The sequence below is a fragment of the uncultured Turicimonas sp. genome (genome assembly GCF_902477955.1).
In the GTDB taxonomy this organism is placed as follows: Bacteria; Pseudomonadota; Gammaproteobacteria; order Burkholderiales; family Burkholderiaceae_F; genus Turicimonas.
In genome coordinates this window covers 49,231-67,150 of the sequence record NZ_CABSJB010000005.1, presented here as the reverse complement: position 1 = coordinate 67,150, position 17,920 = coordinate 49,231, and the positions used below count along the sequence as shown (strand labels likewise).

Here is a 17,920-nt window from a genome sequence, read left to right as displayed (position 1 = left end):
ATTCCTCTTCTGAAAGTGATGGTCCTTAAAACCAGTTTGAGAAATTGGCACTATTTTTGAGCTATTCGATAACCCAAAATTTTTTCTCCCCTTTTTTGATGATTAGACTGACAAAACAATTTGTCAGGAGAAAAAAATGAGAAAAATCGGTGTTATCGGCCTCGGGCACGTGGGCTCAACTGTCGCCTACACACTAATGACCAAGGGCATCGCAGATGAGTTAGTCCTTATCGACAATAACGATGCCAAATGCACTGCTGAGTTCTATGACTATATGGACTCTTTGCCAAGGCTTGATACCAGTACGAAGATACTGAAGCAAAATTACAGCGACCTCGCAGATGCAGATGTAATCGTTACTTCATTCGGTGACATTAAAGCCCTTGCGCAAGGCGGCGATAGATTCTTGGAGTATGAATTCAACTGCAAGCAAGCTAAGGAAGTCGGAATTAAATTGCATGAAGTTGGCTTTAAAGGTGTACTGATTAATATTTCCAACCCCTGCGATGTCATTACAGGATTGCTTCGGTACTATACAGGTTTAAACCGTCGGCAAGTGTTCGGCACAGGCACCTTCTTGGATACTGCAAGAATGCAGAGAGCCGTTGGAATGGCTCTTAATCAGAATCCTCATAACATCTCCGGCTACGTTCTCGGAGAGCACGGCGAATCTCAATTTACTGCTTGGTCGACAGTCTGCGTTCAAGGCAAACCAATTGAAGAGCTCGCTGAAGAAGTCGGTCTGGATCTTGACGAACTCGATAACGCTTCCCGCGGAGGCGGCTGGCTCGTGTTTAACGGTAAGAAGTACACTTGTTATGCGATTGCAACATGTGCGGTTAAGCTTGTTCAGGCAGTATTTTCAGATTCTCGCCTAGTCTGCCCCGCTTCGGTATACGTTGATGAATTCAAATGCTATGTCGGTTATCCTGCAATTATCACTAAATCCGGCGCGGAAATGGCCATGCCTTTGCCGCTTAGCGCAGAAGAAAAAGAAAAGCTCACTGCTTCAGCCAAGATGATTAGGACCAAAACGGAAGAAGGAAAAGGTCGACAGCGTTAAAATTACCAGCATTACTGCTTTTAACAACTCCGGACGGCCTTATGAAAACCTACCTGAAAGCACTTCTTTTTACACTACCAATTTGTCTAGCCGGCTGTTCTACGATTGGAGACAATCTCAGCAGCCTAATACCGGGGGCTGGAGGTGTGCCTTCAAAGCTCACACCGCCAACAGGAAAACCTGTTCTTACCCTGCAGGCAAAGGGCGTCCAGGTTTTCAGATGCACAGTGGACTCAAAGGGTCCTTATTACCGTTTCGAGCGTCCGGATGCCACTTTGTATGAAGGCTCAGAAAAAGTCGGTACTTTGTCTGGTCCGATGTCTGCTATTTCTTACAAGGACGGCTCTTCGATTATCTCAACACGAGTATCCGCTTGGGCTAATCCGTCTGATCCTAAAAAAGATCTGGTTTTAGCCCTTCTTTCAGCTGTCCCGAATGACAAGCCTGGAGTGCTAGAGGGCGTCAGATATATCCAAAGGCTAGACACAAAGGGAGGAATTCCTCAATCTAACTGTTCCCAGACAGAAGCGGGAAAACTTCTAAAGGTTCCGTTTACGGCCGAATTCGTATTTTGGAAATGAGAAATTGGATGAAAGTGCCTCTTGAAAATCAAAACAATTGAGCCAAACGAGTTTTTGTTCTCTATCAAAAATTGCCTGATTAAAAATATCAGGCAATTTTTATTTAATTAGAAAATCTGAAGCGGCTAGGAAAAGATTTCTACAATGAAGCAAATAACAATCCAACCTGCAAAGATGAGCTCGATTTTCAGCACCAACCTTCCGTTCGACACTACGTCCTTCTCAGACTTAAGAAGGGAGAGTTGCGTTTATGTTGATAAAACCGATATCTTGTACCCCTTAGCATCCGGAGGAGGAAAGTATCTTTTAACTCGCCCGGACGGATTTGGAAAATCTTTGTTGCTTTCTACGTTCGAATCTTTGTTTCTGCATGGCCTTAGAGATTTCAAAGGCCTAAAAATCGAAGAACTATGGAACGAAAAGAAATCCTATCTCGTCGTTCGTTTAGATTTTTCTGAGGTCAGGCCTGCAGGAACCTTTAAAGAATTTCGAGATAACTTTGATGCCTACCTAAAGGCACAGTTCAAACAAATTGGCTTTGAAAGTAACGGCTCTGCATATTTTTCCATCCAACTGGAAACGTTTCTTTCAGACCTAGGAAATGCCTCCTTAGTCCTACTGATTGATGATTATGATGCCCCTCTAGCTGCCTATCTAGACAATCCTGTGCTATTTGAAAAAGTCAGCACCTACCTTTCTCGGTTTTACTGCATACTTAAGTCCAATGATAACGTCTTGAGATTTTTGTTCCTTACAGGCTTAACTCCTCTCTACAAAACCAGCCTCTTTTCAGATTTCAATGATGTTTCCGATATTTCTTTGTCACCTGAGTATGGTCGCCTACTTGGCTTTTCTCGAGCAGAAGTAGAACATTATTTCAAGGAATTCTTGCTCCATGCTGAGGAAAAACTTAACCTCAGAAGAAAAGAGTTAATAGATAAGCTGGAGGAATTCTACGGTGGCTTTTGTTTTGAGAGAACGACAAAACAAAAGGTTATAGCTCCGAGGCTGCTGCTGAAGTTTTTTAGTGAGTCTCACTTAAGACTCCATAATTATTGGCTTAGAAACGGAGCGGTTTCTAATGCTTTACTCAACTACCTCCAAGACCATTCTCTAGTGCCTCTCAACAAGCTAAGAAATGAGGCCTCTTTACCTTTGAACGATCTGAGGTTTTCATTCGAACCCCAATCTGTCTCCTCCTTAGCTCTTCTGGTTCACATGGGATACTTAACTTTAAAAAGCATAGACGGAGCAACCGCTTATGTGGGATATTCAAATGATTCTGCAAAGGAAGCGCTGAATCGACTGTTTATAGAGTAACCATCAGCTCTTGAAAGGTCAGCCGCCACTGGCCTCAGAAAATAATCTAGAAACTGCCGCCTGCAGAAACAATTTGAGGCTGAAAAACCAGCCTCTTTTGTGAGTTAGCCGCGATATACCGGCCGCTTAACAACTGGCATTTTGCAATTTACAAGTATTTTCTCGGGAGGAACGGATCTTCAAAATTCCCGCCAAGAGAACTCCGAGAGAGGCAAGGCAAATACCAGCCAAGTAGGAATAGTAGAAGTCTCCGTTATTAGAAAGAGCATTCATGAGCCATGGACCAACAGCCCCCGACAAGGCAAACCCGCAGAACATAATGCCGTAATTGGTTCCATTGAATCTTGTTCCGAAAGCCGCAGCGGTATATCCGGGAAAGATCCCTAAGAAAGCACCGAACGGAAACCCGATAATAGTCAAAGCCGCATAGAACATGATATTGGAGCCTTGCGTGCAAGTAATCAACATCACCAAACCGCAGACGGTAAGAATACACGCACCCAAAAGGCTCAACGGTTGCCCGAGCTTGTCGGAGATCACGCCGGCAACCAATCTGCCGAAAGTATTAATCAAAGCAAGGAAAGCCACTGCACCGGTGGCCGCGGTAACGCTCATTCCAACCTGATTAACTGCAATGCCGACAGCCTGAGAAAAGATCATCATACCGGTAATCGCGCCGCACAACAGAAGTGCAATCATGAGCCAGAAGTTAGTGGTTCTGACCATTTCCGACCAGTTGTAGTTGACGGCCGCTTTAACACTGCGTGGAGAATCCTTGCGGCCTGTTGTCATAAATCCCTGCGGGCACTTCTGACTTAGAAGTCCGCCAATAACAATTACAGTACCAAAAACAACTCCGAGAATCTGGAAAGCTGCCGTAATGCCAAACTGCTCAATCAAAACATGAGCTACAGGTGGAACACCGACGGAACAGAATCCGTAAGCAGCTGTAGTTAAACCGCCGGCTAAACCCGGATGATCGGGGAAAAACTTAACGGAAGTGTTAACAGTAGCGCTGTAGGTTAAGCCGACACCAAGACAGAAGATGAACCCGTAGGAAAAGAAAAGAGTAAAGAGAGACTCGGAAGCTCCGGCCCAGCAAAGACCGATAGCTACTAGCAAACCGCCTAAAACAATCTGAATCTTCGGGCCGGCTTTGTCATTTAGATAGCCGCCTAAAAGCATTGGGATCGGAGCCAGACCATTTCCTAAAGAGAAAGCCAAAGAGAGATCGCCGGCGGTAATGGTCTGACCTAAAATCTGTGACAATTGCTCAGCCTTCGGACCCGCAAATACGCTCCATGCGTAAATAGAACCGGCACAAAGATTAATAACGCAGGCGATCGCCAGCAAGTACCATCTTTTTATCAATACGTCCATCTAGTATTTACTCCTTTGCTTAGTTAATGGTTAGATAATAAATTTCCCTGATAAAAGGCTGCCAGCTCGCTTTTTTGAAATTCTTAGAAATTGATTTTCTAAACGGAAAGTCTGCGAAGAATACACGTTCCGTCTAGGTTTGTCTCAGTAAAGAGCAGTTCAAGAAGCAGATTTCACATCAATGGGAAGGTCTTCGTTAGCCATCATTAAAACTCCTTTCTGCGTGTAAACTTCTCTAAGTCATATAAATGACATAGAACTAGATCCTTACTATCTCCCGAGGAATAAAAAATGAAGCGTTCTAATATTATTCGCATGCCTGTCTATGCGCAGATCAAAGAGGCCATTCTTCAAAAACTTTCTTCGCGAGAATGGAAGTTCGACCAGCCGCTGCCCTCAGAATCAAAAATGGCTGAAGACTTTGGTGTGTCCATCGGATCGGTTCGTCATGCCGTGGCTGACCTGGAAGATGCGGGAATATTGGTAAAACGCCAAGGAGTCGGAACTTTTGTGCGAAGCTACAAAGGCACCGGAGTCTGGAACAGATTTCAGAAGTTTATTCGCAAAGACGGCCGTTTGCCTGTCTTTGAGAGCAAACCGATAAAATTTGAAATCATCCCGGCACCGGAAGAGGTAGCCGCAAAAATGAAAATCGTCTCCGGAGATCCGGTAATCCATATCTTAAGAGCCATGAGCGACAATGGAGTACACACGGGAGTTGACGAATCCTTCTTAGATTTAGATACTTTCCGCGACTTAAAAATTGAAGATTTAGAGGCGGTAAAAGGTAACCTCTACAAACTTTATGAAGAAAAACTCGGCATCTATATCGCCGATGTAACCGACCTTCTGGAATTTCTGATTGTTGATGAAGCTCTAAATAAGCTGACTCTTCTTCCTCTCGGCAGCCCGATGTTCGTGGTCACCCGCCAAGGAAGATTATTAAATAAAAAGACGGTAGAACTGCGCTATGAACACTGCACCGCCGTCAACTATTTGCTTCGAATTTAAAAAAATGGGTGATTTACCGTATTGCTCTTAACGGTAAATCACCTTGTAATCAACTGTCAAAATGAGATTCAACAGCCTTAGGAGGAAGAAATTCCTATGTTAATTTGGATTAGAGAACAAGAAGAGCCGCCACTAACATTCCGAACATGACCGGACCAGTTCTCTTAACAACTTCCATTGGGGAGACACCTGCGATACCGGCAACAAGAATCAAGCCGCCGCAAAGAGGAGAGGACAGACGGCCTAAACCACCGCCAATCGCTGCGAGGTAACCCAAGTTTTCAATTGTCATACCGAATTTAGCAGCGTGAGGTGTAACAGCTTCGTTGAAGGCAAATGCAGCAGCGTCGCCGGATCCTGTAAGGATGCCGAGAAGGTAAGGACCAACTGCACCGCCGATCTTTGCAGCACCCTGAGTTTGTGTTAGGAAAGAAACGAAAGCGTCAACAACACCGGCCGCTCTTAAACCAGCGGCGAACACGCCGGCAGCAATGATGATACCGAGAATGTTTGCATAACCTTTGCCCATGCCGTTGAAGAATTCTTTTGTGACTTTTTCCGGACTTGTGCGAGTAACAACCATGGCGTATACGGCACCAATCAACATGGCGGTTGCCACAGACATCTTAATGGATGGAACCCAGAGGGAGAAGATGATCAAAAGAACAACCGGAACCAGCGGAGCAAGAGCGTAAATGACGTTCGGATGTTCCGGAAGCTCAGGAAGGTTAGCGTTTGTTGAGTTTTCCTGTCTGGACAAATCAGCTTCGCCAACGTTCTTCTTGTAATCCTTGTAGAAGAAGCAGACAACTGTGAGCAAAACAATACCGAGTGCGGACAACCCAAGAGTGTACTTGGAGAAGATGCCAAGGAACTGCATAACTTCCATGGATGCTAATTTAGCAACGAAAACGTTATGAGAAATGCCTGGGTTTACAAGAGCAGGTGTAACACTGCCGACAACTGCAGCCGCAGCGACAGCCGGTTTAAATCCAGCTCTGATCATTAAGGGGATCAGCGTGGGGCCGACCGCAGCGCAGCAGCCTGCGGTGGAAGGAATAGCAATGGAAACAAGACCGGTAACGGCGCAGCATGCCGGAAGCAAGAAAATACCGAATTGTTTCAAAGGTTTTGTCAACAAGGAAACCAAATGAAGGTCGCACTTGGTGATGGAAATAACGCTTGCGAAACCGATTGCCGAGCAGATTGCGATAATCAAAGCGGCGGCGGTCATGGACTTATCAAACTGTTGGAAAGCCATCATTGGCTTCATGGACAACAGTGCCATTAAGAAACCGGCGGTTAAAAGTACTAACCGAGTTTCATAACGTTTAATCAAGGCGTAAATCGTAGCTATAACAACGGCGGTTGCCATCCAAATTGTCCAGCTCATATATTTCTCCGAAGGTTTAAGTTAGGTAATAAGAGTTATGGCTAAAGAAGAAGTTTTTCCAAATTAGATTAGTTATTAGTAATTCCGTTCGTCTGTCTGACCAAGTTCTGACAGAGTTGGATTGCCGGAGGCATGGTGTTGACGTCCTGGAGATCGAAGTCTGCGCGATGATGTCCTTTGTTATTTACGCCCCACATGAAGAATGCACCGTCGGCACCATGTTCGACAGCACGTTTGAATAACAAGGAAACGTCTTCGCTGCCGCCGATGGAGTTATAAACATCAACGGTTTTATAACCTTCCACGGTTTCTGCTGCTCTCTTCAGAAGTTCAACTCCTTTAGGAGTTGTTGTCAGAGTAGTGGCATGGCCGACAAGCTTAATTTCATACTTGACTTCGTATGCTTCGGCTGCGCCCCTAACGATGTTCGTTACGTTCTTAACCAAGAAGTTATTGACTTCTTCGGTTTCTCCGCGGGTTTCCAGCTGAATTGCAGCATGAACCGGAGTGACATTGCGGCCTTCCCCGGCATTTAGTTTGCCGATACTGACGCGAGTGTCTCCCTCGCTGTTGCGGCTAATACCCTGCATCATCATGACGGCAGAACAGGCTGCGGTCAACGCACTGCGGCCTCTTTCAGGATAAGCTCCTGCGTGAGAAGGAATGCCGGTAAAGCTGACATCTAATTTAGATGTGGCGAAGAATCCTTTAGCTCCGATCCCGAGCTGGCCCTGCTGGCAGTACATACCGCAGTGGCCGGCAAAGAAGTAATTAACATCATCGACCCAGCCTTTAGCAGCCATAGGACCTGCACCTCGGGTGCCTTCCTCAGCCGGTTGGAAAATGAATACGAAAGAACCGCAAAGATCTTCTTTGTTCTCAACAATCCATCTTGCCAAGGCCAATCCTACGGCAGTGTGACCATCGTGGCCGCAAGCGTGCATCATGCCGGGAATTTGACTTGCAAAACCTTCTTTGACAGGGACGTGATTAGCGTCACTGGTTTCTTGTACCTGAACGCAGTCCATATCGAAACGGAATGCTGTACGAGGACCTTGCCTGCCGGTATCAAATGTTCCGACGACACCGGTATAACCTTGAGTACTTTCTAAGAAAGCTGCAGGAACTCCCTGCTTTGCTGCCCTCTCAATAGCTTTTTCTACTAATTCCGGATTTCTGCCCAGTACTTCTTCCGGTACCAAGGCATCGAGGCCGATATAAACTTGCCAGCCAAGACTCTTCAATCGTTCGGAAACAAGATAAGAAGTTTCGAACTCGGTCCATCCTTCTTCAGGACGGGAGTGAATCTTTCTTCTGGTTTGAATGGCTTCTTCCAAAATATTCATTTGTCGTTCCTTGGATTTTTTTGACTAAAGCGAATACCGCCATTAAAAACCGAATAGAGTCTCAAAATTTCTTAACTCATATATATGACATATAACTAATCTTTTAAGTCCTTATCCCCTTCTAATTTCAGGTAACAATTAATTCTTTAAAAGTACAAACCCGAGCTCAACAAGAAGGCAAAACCGGACAACTTCGAACAATTTTCTTAAGGACGGTCTTGTGTGTTTCTCGATATTTGATATTTGTTTTTCCATGAGATATTCGGGAAAAACCACGAGTGATAGGTAGTTCCCGGATAGCGCCCTCCTTGAATATTTCTTCAACGCTATTTTGAACTTCAGCAGAATTTCTCATTCGTTAGATTTTTTATCTCGGGAAGAAATTAGCTTGCTAAGAAAAATATCCATTTATCTACTCTCTTTATTTTTTGAGTCCAATTAGGACAAACATTAGTCATGTATAAGACATAAGACTTGGCAAATCTCTTGGCGACAAAAGTTTTTTAATAAAAAAAGATATTCCCAATTTCACCTCTTTTCTCACCAAGGATAAGAAATGACAAAACTCAAATTAACCGCCCTGCTCGCTTGTATGCTCTCTTCTGTCGCTTATGCCGACACCGATGTCAAGCTCTACGGAAAAGTAGACTTGGCTATGCAGTACATGAAGGCCCCCGGAAAGTCTGCTGTCGTCAGCATGGAAAACCAAACCTCCCGTTGGGGCTTAACCATCAAGGAACAGCTCAATGCTGATTGGGCAGTCAAAGCCTATTTAGAAGCCGGCTTCAGTGCAGATACCGGCGCTGAATCTACTGCAGGAGTTGCTTTTGCACGCCGCAGTATTCTTGCTATCTACAACAACAAAATCGGTGAAATCGGTTTCGGCAGAATGGGAACCGTTCAGTCCATCAGCTCTCCATACGGAATAGGTCTCCCGAATATCGATCCTTTCAGAACAGCCTATGGCCCTGCCTATGAGATCGAAGGTTCTATCGCCGGCGACGGACGCGTCAATAACGCCATCGCTTGGCTCTCCAACAAGATGAACGGCCTTCGTATCGGCGTCAGCTACTCCTTAGGAACTGATTCTGATGACCGCATTGTTCCGCAAAACAACCGCGCCATTTCCCTCGCTGTCAACTACGAAGTAGGTCCTCTCTTGATCGACTTCGGCGGTTCTCAGTTCCGTTGGGGCAAGCTCCCTGCCTCCAGCTTCAGCAAAACAATGTCCAAAGCTGATGCAGCCAAACTCGGGAATAGAAAGAATTCCGAAGAATACTTCGCCGGTTTCCGTTTGAACGCTACTGACAGCACAACACTTTATTTCGCTGCGCAATACATGAAGAATTGGCGCACTTTCTATTACTGGATGCCTAAGAACGAAGCTGTCAAAGGCGACAGCACAACGGCAGGTAATCAGAATGGCGTTGATGGATGGGGTCTTAACCTGGGCTTCCGTCAAAAACTTTCGGGAAACCTCACATGGGTCGGGGCTGCAGGCTACACAGACGCAAGCTTGAAGACAGCTCAAGGTGTTAAGGAAAACGGCGAAAGATTAAGATTTGCTACTGCCTTAGAATACTCTTTAACCAAACGTACCAGCGTATATGCCACAGCCGCATACGGCAGAAACTACGGTCAGCTGATTAAATACAGCGGAGGCAAGAACCTGTATACCGGCATGGTCGGAATGGCCCACTGGTTCTAATCCGTTTTTTTGTTAATTTCTAGCGTTTAGGCTGTCTATGGCATGAGAGACAGCGGAAAAGCGGACACGCAGTTTTGTCCGCTTTCTTTTTGCCCATCACAAGTGAGGAAAATATTAAGATGAGTACCAAATTCGTAGCCAGCGGAGATTGCTTCATTACTAGAAGCATTCCTGAAAACGGTTATCGGGGATTCAAAGAAATCAAAGAGCTAATCGAAACGGCAGATGTCCGCTTCACGAATTTAGAGATGACTTTCCATGATCAGGAAGGATATCCGGCTGCTGCGAGCGGCGGTACATGGGCCATGGCAGCTCCAAAACTGATTGATGATGTCTGCAAATACGGCTTCAATTTATTCAATACGGCCAACAACCACTCGGGAGATTTCGGTCAAGAAGGCGTCATGGCGACAATTCGCCATTTGAAGGAAAGAGAGCTTATCTTTGCCGGCTCCGGCGAAAATCTTAGAGAGGCGGCAAGAGCCGTTTATCTCGATACTAAAGAAGCAAGAGTCGCACTGATCGGCATTACGTCTTCTTTTGATCCCGCAGCTGCCGCCGGTGGACCGAGCATTGATATGATGGGCAGACCAGGTCTGAATCCTCTCAGATTCAAGACCATCCACCACGTCAACGCAAAACACTTTGAAATGGCCAAAGAGCTTGCTGAGGTCTCCGAAGCCAACAATTTGAGAACACTCAAAACACAAGCCGGTTACCTTCCTCCTCTTCCAAACGATATTTTCCCGTTCGGGAAACTGACTTTCAAACTGACTGACGGAGAAGAAAGAAATGAAACAGTTCCTCATCCGGCAGATGTCGAAAGAACTATTCAGGAGATCAAAGAAGCGAAAAGACAAGCTGACATTGTTCTAGTAAGTATTCATGCTCATGAATTCCTCGGCCAAGAGATGGACAAGCCGGCAGAATTCTTAAGAACTTTTGCTAGGAAGTGTATTGATGCCGGAGCTTCGGTCGTTATTGGGCATGGTCCTCATGAACTCCGAGGCATTGAAAAATATGGAGACGGCTTGATTTTCTACAGTCTCGGCAACTTTATTTTCCAAACCGAAACAATCGAAAGACAACCGGTGGAAGCTTATACAAACATGGGCATGCCGTCTGACTCACAAGTCGGCGACTTAATGGATAAGAGATCCTGCAACGGTACCCGCGGCTTTGCAGCACAAAAAACAATTTGGTCTGCAGTCCTTCCTGTTTGGGAAATGGAGAACGGGAAAATCACTTCTGTCACTCTCCATCCCATCGATCTTCATCAGCATGATCCTCGTTCAAGAAAGGGTTCTCCCACCCTTACTAACTCTGATGAAGCTCTCCATCATTTAAAAGAACTCTCAAGAGAGTTTGGAACCGAGATTCAAATCAAAGACGGAAAAGGTTACATTGATATGACACCCAAGGCCTAATCCTGTTATTTATCTTCCTGTTGTTTGCATCCTCCTAGAGCTACGCTCTAGGAGGATTTTTTCAGTTCTCGTTTGAAAGAAAAAGTCTGCAGGAGAAAGGTCGCTAATTCAGTTTTTTTCTGCCAATATCTTTACTCTCAAGCACTAGCAAGACAGTGCCTACTCCCAATTCTTTCTCAAAGATTCTTTTTGTAGAAATCCACGATCTTCTGCCACGGAATAAACTTGTCGTTATCGTACAAGTCAACATGATTAGCTCCGGGGATGATCACTAACTCTTTATTGTCACCTATCAGCTTTTTAAATGCATCTTGACTGAAATATAAAGAATGAGCTTTTTCTCCATGCATCATCATTACCGGGCTACGGATTTCGTCGCTGTAGGCCAATATCGGCATATTCATGAAAGACAGCTGAGAGGTTTTTGTCCATCCCTCGTTTGAATTCAGAGATCTTGAATGGTAACCGCGGGGTTGCTTGTAATATTCCCAGTATTCTTTAACAAACAACGGCTCAGTCCCGTTAAGCTTATCCGGAAGGCCGCCGGCTCTCTCAGGCGTACCCGTTAAGGCATCCTTGGTTCTTTGCTCATTTAACTTCTCTCTGAGCTTGTACCTGTCCTCCACAGTCATTGAATCAAAATAGCCTTTTGACAGCACTCTCGTCATGTCATACATAGTTGAAGTGACTGTGGCTTTAATGCGCGGATCATTGGCGGCCGCGTTTAGAGCGAAACCGCCGAAACCACATATCCCAAGGATACCGATTTTATTAGGATCCACATCTTTTCTTGTAGACAAATAATCAACTGCGGCACTGAAATCCTCGGTGTTGATATCAGGTGAGGCCACCGCTCTTATTTCACCTCCGCTTTCACCTGTAAATGACGGATCGAAAGCCAAGGTAATAAATCCGTTTTCAGCCAGTCTCTGAGCATACCTTCCTGAAGCCTGTTCCTTCACAGCTCCAAATGGTCCGGACACAGCAACCGCCGGTAACTGAGCTTTGTTGTCCTTGGGAATATACAGGTCTCCAACTAACGGAGCTCCATAACGATTTTTAAAACTGACCTTAACACACTCGACTGTGTCGCTTTGAGGAAAGGTCTTATCCCACTTATCTGCCGTATTCATCAATGTCACTTTCTTATCCTCTGCATAAGCTAATGAACCAAGAGCCGCAGTGGCTAAAGAAGCAACTATCAGATCTCGTCTAAACATCTCAAACCTCAAAAAAATTTTTTTTAAATTTTAAGAACGATTAGAATTTATATCCAATACTTATTTATTTGATAGAGATATAAGAAAAAGGCATATCAATGGACATTCGGGCTTTGAAGTATTTTGTAAAAGTTGCAGATGAGAAGAGCTTTCTGAGAGCATCCGAAAAATTATTTACTACTCAGCCGAATGTCTCCCGAACCATTAAGCAGCTTGAAGAAGAGTTGAATGTACAGCTATTTATTCGGCACGGAAAAGGCGTCTCATTATCCCCGGCAGGCATTTCATTGCTTAAGCGGGCTAAAGTTATCGTTGAGTTGACCGATAAAGCAAAAGCTGAGCTCGCATCGGAAACTATTCCTCAAATCAGTATTGCTGCCGGTGAGACAACTGCCATTGGCCCGCTCGGAACGGCCTTGAAACAACTCAGAAAGCTATATCCGCAAGCACTCTTGCACATCTATAGCGGCAACGAAGAAGAAGTTTGTACAAGAATCGATGATAGGACCTCGGATCTAGGAATCATTTTCGATTCCAAACGGCTCCATTCCTACGACTACTACCGCCTCCCAAGACTAGAAAAATGGGCCTTGGTAATGAGAAACGACGCACCTTTGGCCAAGGAAAAGTTTATTACTCCGGAAATGATCAAAGGTCTGCCGTTAATTCTGAGTAGGACTCTTCTTACCGTCAACATGCTTCCTGGTTGGCTAGGATATGACATTGATCAGCTAAACATTGCCGCTACATTCAACCTTGCGACAACACCAAAATTTATCATCCCGACCACCGATTATTACATGTTAACTTTCGGTGATATCGTGGTCGGTCCTGAAGAGAAAAACCTGACAGCAGTTCCCTTGAAACCGCCTCTGGAAAGTCCGATGTTTCTAATTTGGTCTAAAGAACTTATTTTCAACAAGCCTCTTAAACTTTTCTTAGACTACTTAGTAAAAACATTTCAAGAACAGGCCAAAGAAACACAAGAGAAGCCGTCTTCGATTGCTTGACTACGTCATAAAATTAACGTTTATCACATGTGCCCTAGGTTCCTTCCACTGCTTTTCTGCCTTCTTTCATTACTGAGGAGAAAGTTTTCCAATTGACTCAGAAGAGAACGGGCAACTCGTCTGAAGATCTTCATTTCCAATGCTTTTTTATTGGCCGGTCCTTTAATGAAGTTCTACTTGAATTTCTATTAGAAAAGTTTGCTTTGCATTAAAAGCTTTCTTAACTGAGCAAGATTAGAAATTCCAAGTTTCCGATAAGCGTTCGCACGATGGGTCTCTATTGTCCTCTCACTGAGATTTAATCGGCTGGCCACTTGGCAATTCATCAAGCCCATGGACACCAGATTAAGAACTTGTTTCTCACGCTGTGTAAGACACGAGATTTGTTTTTGGGCCGACTCTGCAGTTCCGGAGGAAGTTCTAAGTAATTTTTGGTGCTTTTCTATTGTTTCTCCTACGGCTTGAAGAAGCTGTACGGCATCTACCGGCTTCTGGATTAAGTCATGGGCACCACCTTTAAAAATCTTGATAGCCATGTCCAAGTCTGCGTGCGCCGTCAAAAAAATTGTCGGCGGAGTTAAACCTTTTGCCTGTAAGAGCTCCAATAACTCAACACCGTTAATCCCCGGCATTTTGAAGTCAAGAATGAGGCAGTCGCAGTCTTTTTCTCCAACATTGAGATACTCTTCGGCCCGAAGATATACCTTAACCTGATAGCCTTCGTTTTCTAGGAGAAAGCGCAGGGCGTCGCAGTGGTCTGCGTCATCATCAACAATACAAATAAGTTCTCTTTCGGACATCTTATCTTTCCAAAATTCTTAAGGAGAGGACTGCCGTCACCCCGCCTTCCTGTCGGGCATGCAGCGCTAAGCTTCCTCCGTGATTTTCCATTATGTTGCTTACAAGAGAGAGACCGATTCCCAGACCATTTTCTTTGCTGCTGTGAAGAGGAACAGTAGCCGCCTGCAAATCAGCCTCAGAAACCTTAGCTCCATTGTCTTTTACTTCGATTTCCGCGAAATCTCCGTTTCTCCGCACTGCCAGCTCTATTTTCGGATCTTTGTGATTTAACGCTGCAAGTGAATCGGCAGAGTTTCGAAGCAGGTTCAAAATAGCGAGTTCAAGCTCCATCGGATTAGCGAACAGCTTGATATCTTCTGGGATGGAGACGATAACATTTCGACGGAAACGGCCGCTTTGTTTGAAGGCGTGTAAAGCATTATTCACGATTTCCGTCAGGCAAATTTCCTGTTTCTCACTCCGTTTGCTTTTCGCATAATTTCTGACACTCTGAACGATCTGCTCAGCTCTCTCGGCCTGTGTAACGATCTTGTTCAGAACTTCGCTCGATTGTTCCACGCTCCACTCGCCTCTTTCTAGCTTTCTCTGCAAACCTTGGGCATAAAGCCGCAAGGTCGAAAGAGGCTGCCTTAATTCATGAGCAATCATTGAGCTCATCTGACCGATAATCCCCAACTTCTGAAGCGATTCGAACTTGGCTTCGGAATCTCTTGATCTTTTCTGGAGAAGTTGCTGATGCTTAATTGATCTTTGCAGCTGACGAGTTTTCTTTCTTACCAAATAATTCAACAAAGCACTGTAGCCAGCTAAGCAAACCAACAGAACAGTCAAAGAGAAAAACCAAGGCTTGTATTCTTTGAAGAAGGTTTTCAAAGACCATTCATTAAGAATAGTGTACATGCCTTCTTTTAAGTCTTTGTAGAGCTGATCCGTTCCCGAGAAATTTGTAGCGACGCTCCAGTGATAGCCTTTCGAATCCGTAGGCATATCCAGAAGCGTCTTAAGAACATCTCGGGCTAGCTCCGGGCTGGTGCCCGGGGAAGAAGAAAAGGCCCAATTCGGATAAGCGGGTGTTGAACGTACACAGGGCTTGCTCTCCAACACGTTAATCGCCTTTAGATCTTTTCGGAAAGGATGATCTTCAGGATAGTTATCCTCCAAAAAACAACTCGGAACCGTAGCTACATCGCCTTCTCCTCCCAGTAAAGAAGCCAAAACGTTGTGACTGCCGGAGTCCAAGAAAATTTCTTTCGAGAAAAAGTCCTTAGGTTTATATCCGTGCCGAGCTATCTCTCCAATTGGAACTACATAACCATAGAAACCTAACGGACGATTTCCAACCAAAACCCTTCCCCGCATGTCAGCGATTGAAGAAATTGGCGAGTCCTTTCTTGTAAGAAAAACAGAGCCGTAAGAGAGATTCGGATCCGGAAAGCGTTTAGACGTCAAAGTCGCCAAATCGCGAGCACCGTCTGCTTGCAGACGCCGAGAAAGCCCGGTGGTTGAGATGAAAAAATTAACCTCCTGAGAAAGGATCTTCGGAACCAATTGATTGACGTGGATGAGGTCAAAAGAAACATTTTCTTTTCCAAATTTTTTTATCAATGCATCTCTGGTCTCATCGAAAACCTGAGTGTGCTCTTTTTCGTGTCCTCCTTCCGTCATTCCCACACGAATAAGAGGCTCCGCTCCTTGCGCAACCAAAGCGTAAGCCAATAGAAACAAGAAAAAGAGTCGGTGGATCATATCGGTCAGTTCGTATTTTTTTCTAGTCTATGCGGAGATTGTACTTAAGTACTGATTACTTACGTATTGGGGTTCATACACTAAAACTACTCACCACGGAGAATACTTATGAACAACAAATTAGTTTTACCTCTTACCGCAGCACTTGCATTGGCTCTTCCCACCCTGCAAGCAGCCCCTGCCGACGGTACCTATTCTGCCAAAGTTAACGGTCACAACGCTCCGATGACGGTTACTGTAAAAATCGTTAATCACAAAATCGACAGCATCGATACTTCTAAAAATCTTGAAACTATCGGCGTTGGCAAACTGGCTCTGGGCAAACTCTCAAAACGCATGGTTGAAACTCAGTCCGTCAACGTTGATAACGTGACCGGTGCAACTCTTTCTTCTTTTGCTATTAAGAAAGGCGTCAGAGACTGCCTCACACAAGCTGGTGCAGCTAAGAACGAATTCAACAAGAAAGTCGATACCTATCCAACCAAAGATGAAACTATCGATACTCAGGTTGTCGTGATTGGCGGAGGCGGAGCTGGTTTGGCAGCTGCTGTATCTGCAGTTCAAAACGGCGCTAAGGTGGTTGTTTTAGAAAAACTCGGCTATCTCGGAGGCTCAACGAATGTTTCCGGAGGTGCTTTTAACGCTGTCGACCCAAAACGTCAAAAAGCAATGGGCATTGAAGACTCCGAAGAGAAATTCTACGACCAGACCATGAAAGGCGGCCACAATGTAGGAAATCCGGAATTGGTTCGTTACCTTACCACCAACGCCATGCGCTCTATTGAATGGCTTGAATCCTTAGGTTCTCCATTTAAAGATAAAATCGGCACAGCTACAGGAGCTCTGTGGCAAAGAAGCCACTACGGTACTACTCCCTCAGGCAACCATTACATACGTACTCTTGAAAACTTCTTGGCTGAGCACAAAGACAGTGCAACTATTATTACCGATGCCAACGTTAAGAGCCTCATCAAAGATAAAGACGGACGGGTCATCGGTGCTGTCGCAGAGAACCACGGCAGGAAGATTACGGTAATAGCCAGCAAGGGGGTTATTATTACCACCGGAGGTTTTGGTGCAAACGTTGAACTGAGAAGAAGGGTGAACACAGGTGTTTGGAAAGAAGTTGATCTTGGCAAAGGAATCGGTGCTTCAACAATTCAGAAAGCTGCCCAAGGAGATGGCATTGCCATGGGTAAAAATGTTGGAGCTGATGTCATCGGCATGTCTGACATTCAGCTCCATCCATGCGGAACCCCGGGAACCGGCTTGATGGAGCACATCAGGACCTCCGGCAGAAACCGTCTGTTCATCAATGAAAACGGAGATCGTTTCGTGAACGAAGGCGCCGCTCGTGACACATTGTGCAAAGCTATTTTTGCTCAGCCGCACTCCACCTACTGGCTCGTCGTCAATCATGTAAGATATCCGGGCCGTGATTGGGTGGACCGAAACGGAGCCACTATCGCAGACATGGCTTCACTTGGCGCAGTCGTTGAAGGCGCAACACTAGACGAGTTGGCAAAGAAGACAGGCATGGATCCAGCTAAACTTAAGGCTTCCGTTGATGAATACAACAAAGTCGCAACCGGCAAAGTTGAAAAAGATAAATATGGCTTCGTAGCCAACAACAAAGAAGATAAGCCTATGACCGAGGGTCCTTGGTATGCCGTTAAGAAAGTTCCGACTGTCCACCACACCATGGGCGGTCTGAAAATCAATACCCAAACTCAGGTTCTTGATGCGGCCGGAAAGCCAATTCCTGGACTTTACGCAGCCGGTGAAGTCACAGGCGGTATTCACGGAGCTAACCGTCTTGGCGGAAATGCCATCGCCGATATCTTCACTTTCGGAAGACAGGCCGGTAAAGTGGCAGCAACTGCACAATAGAAGCGACAGTTTAGATTTGATTTG

14 protein-coding genes are annotated in these 17,920 nt (G+C 45.2%); 8 read left to right on the top strand and 6 right to left on the bottom strand.

Annotation, left to right across the window (positions count from 1 at the left end):
• The first annotated feature begins 136 nt into the window (after window positions 1-136).
• The 3 genes from RDK53_RS02780 (at window position 137) to RDK53_RS02770 (ending at window position 2,964) form a co-directional block, all read left to right on the top strand.
• Window positions 137-1,063 (top strand): L-lactate dehydrogenase, encoded by a 927-nt coding sequence (locus tag RDK53_RS02780; RefSeq protein WP_308513178.1) that lies wholly within the window; start codon window positions 137-139, stop codon window positions 1,061-1,063.
• A 41-nt stretch (window positions 1,064-1,104) separates the two neighbouring features.
• Window positions 1,105-1,644 carry a DUF3455 domain-containing protein gene (locus tag RDK53_RS02775; RefSeq protein ID WP_308513177.1) on the top strand — a complete coding sequence of 180 codons (540 nt, stop codon included), beginning with the start codon at window positions 1,105-1,107 and terminating at the stop codon, window positions 1,642-1,644.
• Between the two features lie 144 nt (window positions 1,645-1,788).
• Window positions 1,789-2,964 (top strand): AAA family ATPase, encoded by a 1,176-nt coding sequence (locus RDK53_RS02770; protein WP_308513176.1) that lies wholly within the window; start codon window positions 1,789-1,791, stop codon window positions 2,962-2,964.
• Window positions 2,965-3,090: 126 nt separating this feature from the next.
• Here the strand turns inward: RDK53_RS02770 and RDK53_RS02765 are convergent, their stop codons facing one another.
• Complete coding sequence (locus RDK53_RS02765; protein ID WP_308513175.1) at window positions 3,091-4,344, bottom strand: OFA family MFS transporter; 1,254 nt, start codon at window positions 4,342-4,344, stop codon at window positions 3,091-3,093.
• 291 nt (window positions 4,345-4,635) lie between these two features.
• Here RDK53_RS02765 and RDK53_RS02760 point away from each other — a divergent pair, with 291 nt between their 5' ends.
• On the top strand, window positions 4,636-5,355 hold the full coding sequence (locus tag RDK53_RS02760; protein WP_066594814.1) for a GntR family transcriptional regulator: 720 nt from the start codon (window positions 4,636-4,638) through the stop codon (window positions 5,353-5,355).
• Between the two features lie 109 nt (window positions 5,356-5,464).
• Here the strand turns inward: RDK53_RS02760 and dcuC are convergent, their stop codons facing one another.
• The gene (dcuC, locus tag RDK53_RS02755; RefSeq protein WP_308513174.1) at window positions 5,465-6,748 is read right to left on the bottom strand and encodes a C4-dicarboxylate transporter DcuC; all 1,284 of its coding nucleotides are present in this window, start codon (window positions 6,746-6,748) and stop codon (window positions 5,465-5,467) included.
• Between the two features lie 68 nt (window positions 6,749-6,816).
• Window positions 6,817-8,094, bottom strand: a complete 1,278-nt coding sequence (locus RDK53_RS02750) for an amidohydrolase (protein WP_308513173.1) — start codon at window positions 8,092-8,094, stop codon at window positions 6,817-6,819.
• Window positions 8,095-8,650: 556 nt separating this feature from the next.
• Here RDK53_RS02750 and RDK53_RS02745 point away from each other — a divergent pair.
• Entirely contained in the window at window positions 8,651-9,802 is a 1,152-nt protein-coding gene (locus RDK53_RS02745) for a porin (protein WP_308513172.1), read from the top strand.
• 119 nt (window positions 9,803-9,921) lie between these two features.
• Window positions 9,922-11,229 carry a CapA family protein gene (locus RDK53_RS02740; protein ID WP_308513171.1) on the top strand — a complete coding sequence of 436 codons (1,308 nt, stop codon included), beginning with the start codon at window positions 9,922-9,924 and terminating at the stop codon, window positions 11,227-11,229.
• A 176-nt stretch (window positions 11,230-11,405) separates the two neighbouring features.
• On the opposite strand, the gene RDK53_RS02735 is transcribed toward RDK53_RS02740, so the two are convergent.
• Complete coding sequence (locus tag RDK53_RS02735; RefSeq protein ID WP_308513170.1) at window positions 11,406-12,449, bottom strand: alpha/beta hydrolase; 1,044 nt, start codon at window positions 12,447-12,449, stop codon at window positions 11,406-11,408.
• A 98-nt stretch (window positions 12,450-12,547) separates the two neighbouring features.
• On the opposite strand from RDK53_RS02735, the gene RDK53_RS02730 reads away from it, so the two are divergent.
• Window positions 12,548-13,459: a LysR family transcriptional regulator gene (locus RDK53_RS02730; protein ID WP_308513169.1), complete on the top strand. Its 912-nt coding sequence runs from the start codon at window positions 12,548-12,550 to the stop codon at window positions 13,457-13,459.
• A gap of 188 nt (window positions 13,460-13,647) precedes the next feature.
• Here the strand turns inward: RDK53_RS02730 and RDK53_RS02725 are convergent, their stop codons facing one another.
• On the bottom strand, window positions 13,648-14,259 hold the full coding sequence (locus RDK53_RS02725; protein WP_308513168.1) for a response regulator: 612 nt from the start codon (window positions 14,257-14,259) through the stop codon (window positions 13,648-13,650).
• A 1-nt stretch (window position 14,260) separates the two neighbouring features.
• Complete coding sequence (locus RDK53_RS02720; protein ID WP_308513167.1) at window positions 14,261-16,006, bottom strand: PhnD/SsuA/transferrin family substrate-binding protein; 1,746 nt, start codon at window positions 16,004-16,006, stop codon at window positions 14,261-14,263.
• Between the two features lie 108 nt (window positions 16,007-16,114).
• Here RDK53_RS02720 and RDK53_RS02715 point away from each other — a divergent pair, with 108 nt between their 5' ends.
• Complete coding sequence (locus RDK53_RS02715; protein WP_308513166.1) at window positions 16,115-17,896, top strand: flavocytochrome c; 1,782 nt, start codon at window positions 16,115-16,117, stop codon at window positions 17,894-17,896.
• Window positions 17,897-17,920 lie beyond the last annotated feature (24 nt).

What these genes read in the sequence shown, in the direction of transcription:
- RDK53_RS02780 (WP_308513178.1), top strand. Translation starts at nt 137, where the DNA reads ATGAGAAAAATCGGTGTTATCGGCCTCGGGCACGTGGGCTCAACTGTC.
- RDK53_RS02775 (WP_308513177.1), top strand. Translation starts at nt 1,105, where the DNA reads ATGAAAACCTACCTGAAAGCACTTCTTTTTACACTACCAATTTGTCTA.
- RDK53_RS02770 (WP_308513176.1), top strand. Translation starts at nt 1,789, where the DNA reads ATGAAGCAAATAACAATCCAACCTGCAAAGATGAGCTCGATTTTCAGC.
- RDK53_RS02765 (WP_308513175.1), bottom strand. Translation starts at nt 4,344, where the DNA reads ATGGACGTATTGATAAAAAGATGGTACTTGCTGGCGATCGCCTGCGTT.
- RDK53_RS02760 (WP_066594814.1), top strand. Translation starts at nt 4,636, where the DNA reads ATGAAGCGTTCTAATATTATTCGCATGCCTGTCTATGCGCAGATCAAA.
- dcuC (WP_308513174.1), bottom strand. Translation starts at nt 6,748, where the DNA reads ATGAGCTGGACAATTTGGATGGCAACCGCCGTTGTTATAGCTACGATT.
- RDK53_RS02750 (WP_308513173.1), bottom strand. Translation starts at nt 8,094, where the DNA reads ATGAATATTTTGGAAGAAGCCATTCAAACCAGAAGAAAGATTCACTCC.
- RDK53_RS02745 (WP_308513172.1), top strand. Translation starts at nt 8,651, where the DNA reads ATGACAAAACTCAAATTAACCGCCCTGCTCGCTTGTATGCTCTCTTCT.
- RDK53_RS02740 (WP_308513171.1), top strand. Translation starts at nt 9,922, where the DNA reads ATGAGTACCAAATTCGTAGCCAGCGGAGATTGCTTCATTACTAGAAGC.
- RDK53_RS02735 (WP_308513170.1), bottom strand. Translation starts at nt 12,449, where the DNA reads ATGTTTAGACGAGATCTGATAGTTGCTTCTTTAGCCACTGCGGCTCTT.
- RDK53_RS02730 (WP_308513169.1), top strand. Translation starts at nt 12,548, where the DNA reads ATGGACATTCGGGCTTTGAAGTATTTTGTAAAAGTTGCAGATGAGAAG.
- RDK53_RS02725 (WP_308513168.1), bottom strand. Translation starts at nt 14,259, where the DNA reads ATGTCCGAAAGAGAACTTATTTGTATTGTTGATGATGACGCAGACCAC.
- RDK53_RS02720 (WP_308513167.1), bottom strand. Translation starts at nt 16,006, where the DNA reads ATGATCCACCGACTCTTTTTCTTGTTTCTATTGGCTTACGCTTTGGTT.
- RDK53_RS02715 (WP_308513166.1), top strand. Translation starts at nt 16,115, where the DNA reads ATGAACAACAAATTAGTTTTACCTCTTACCGCAGCACTTGCATTGGCT.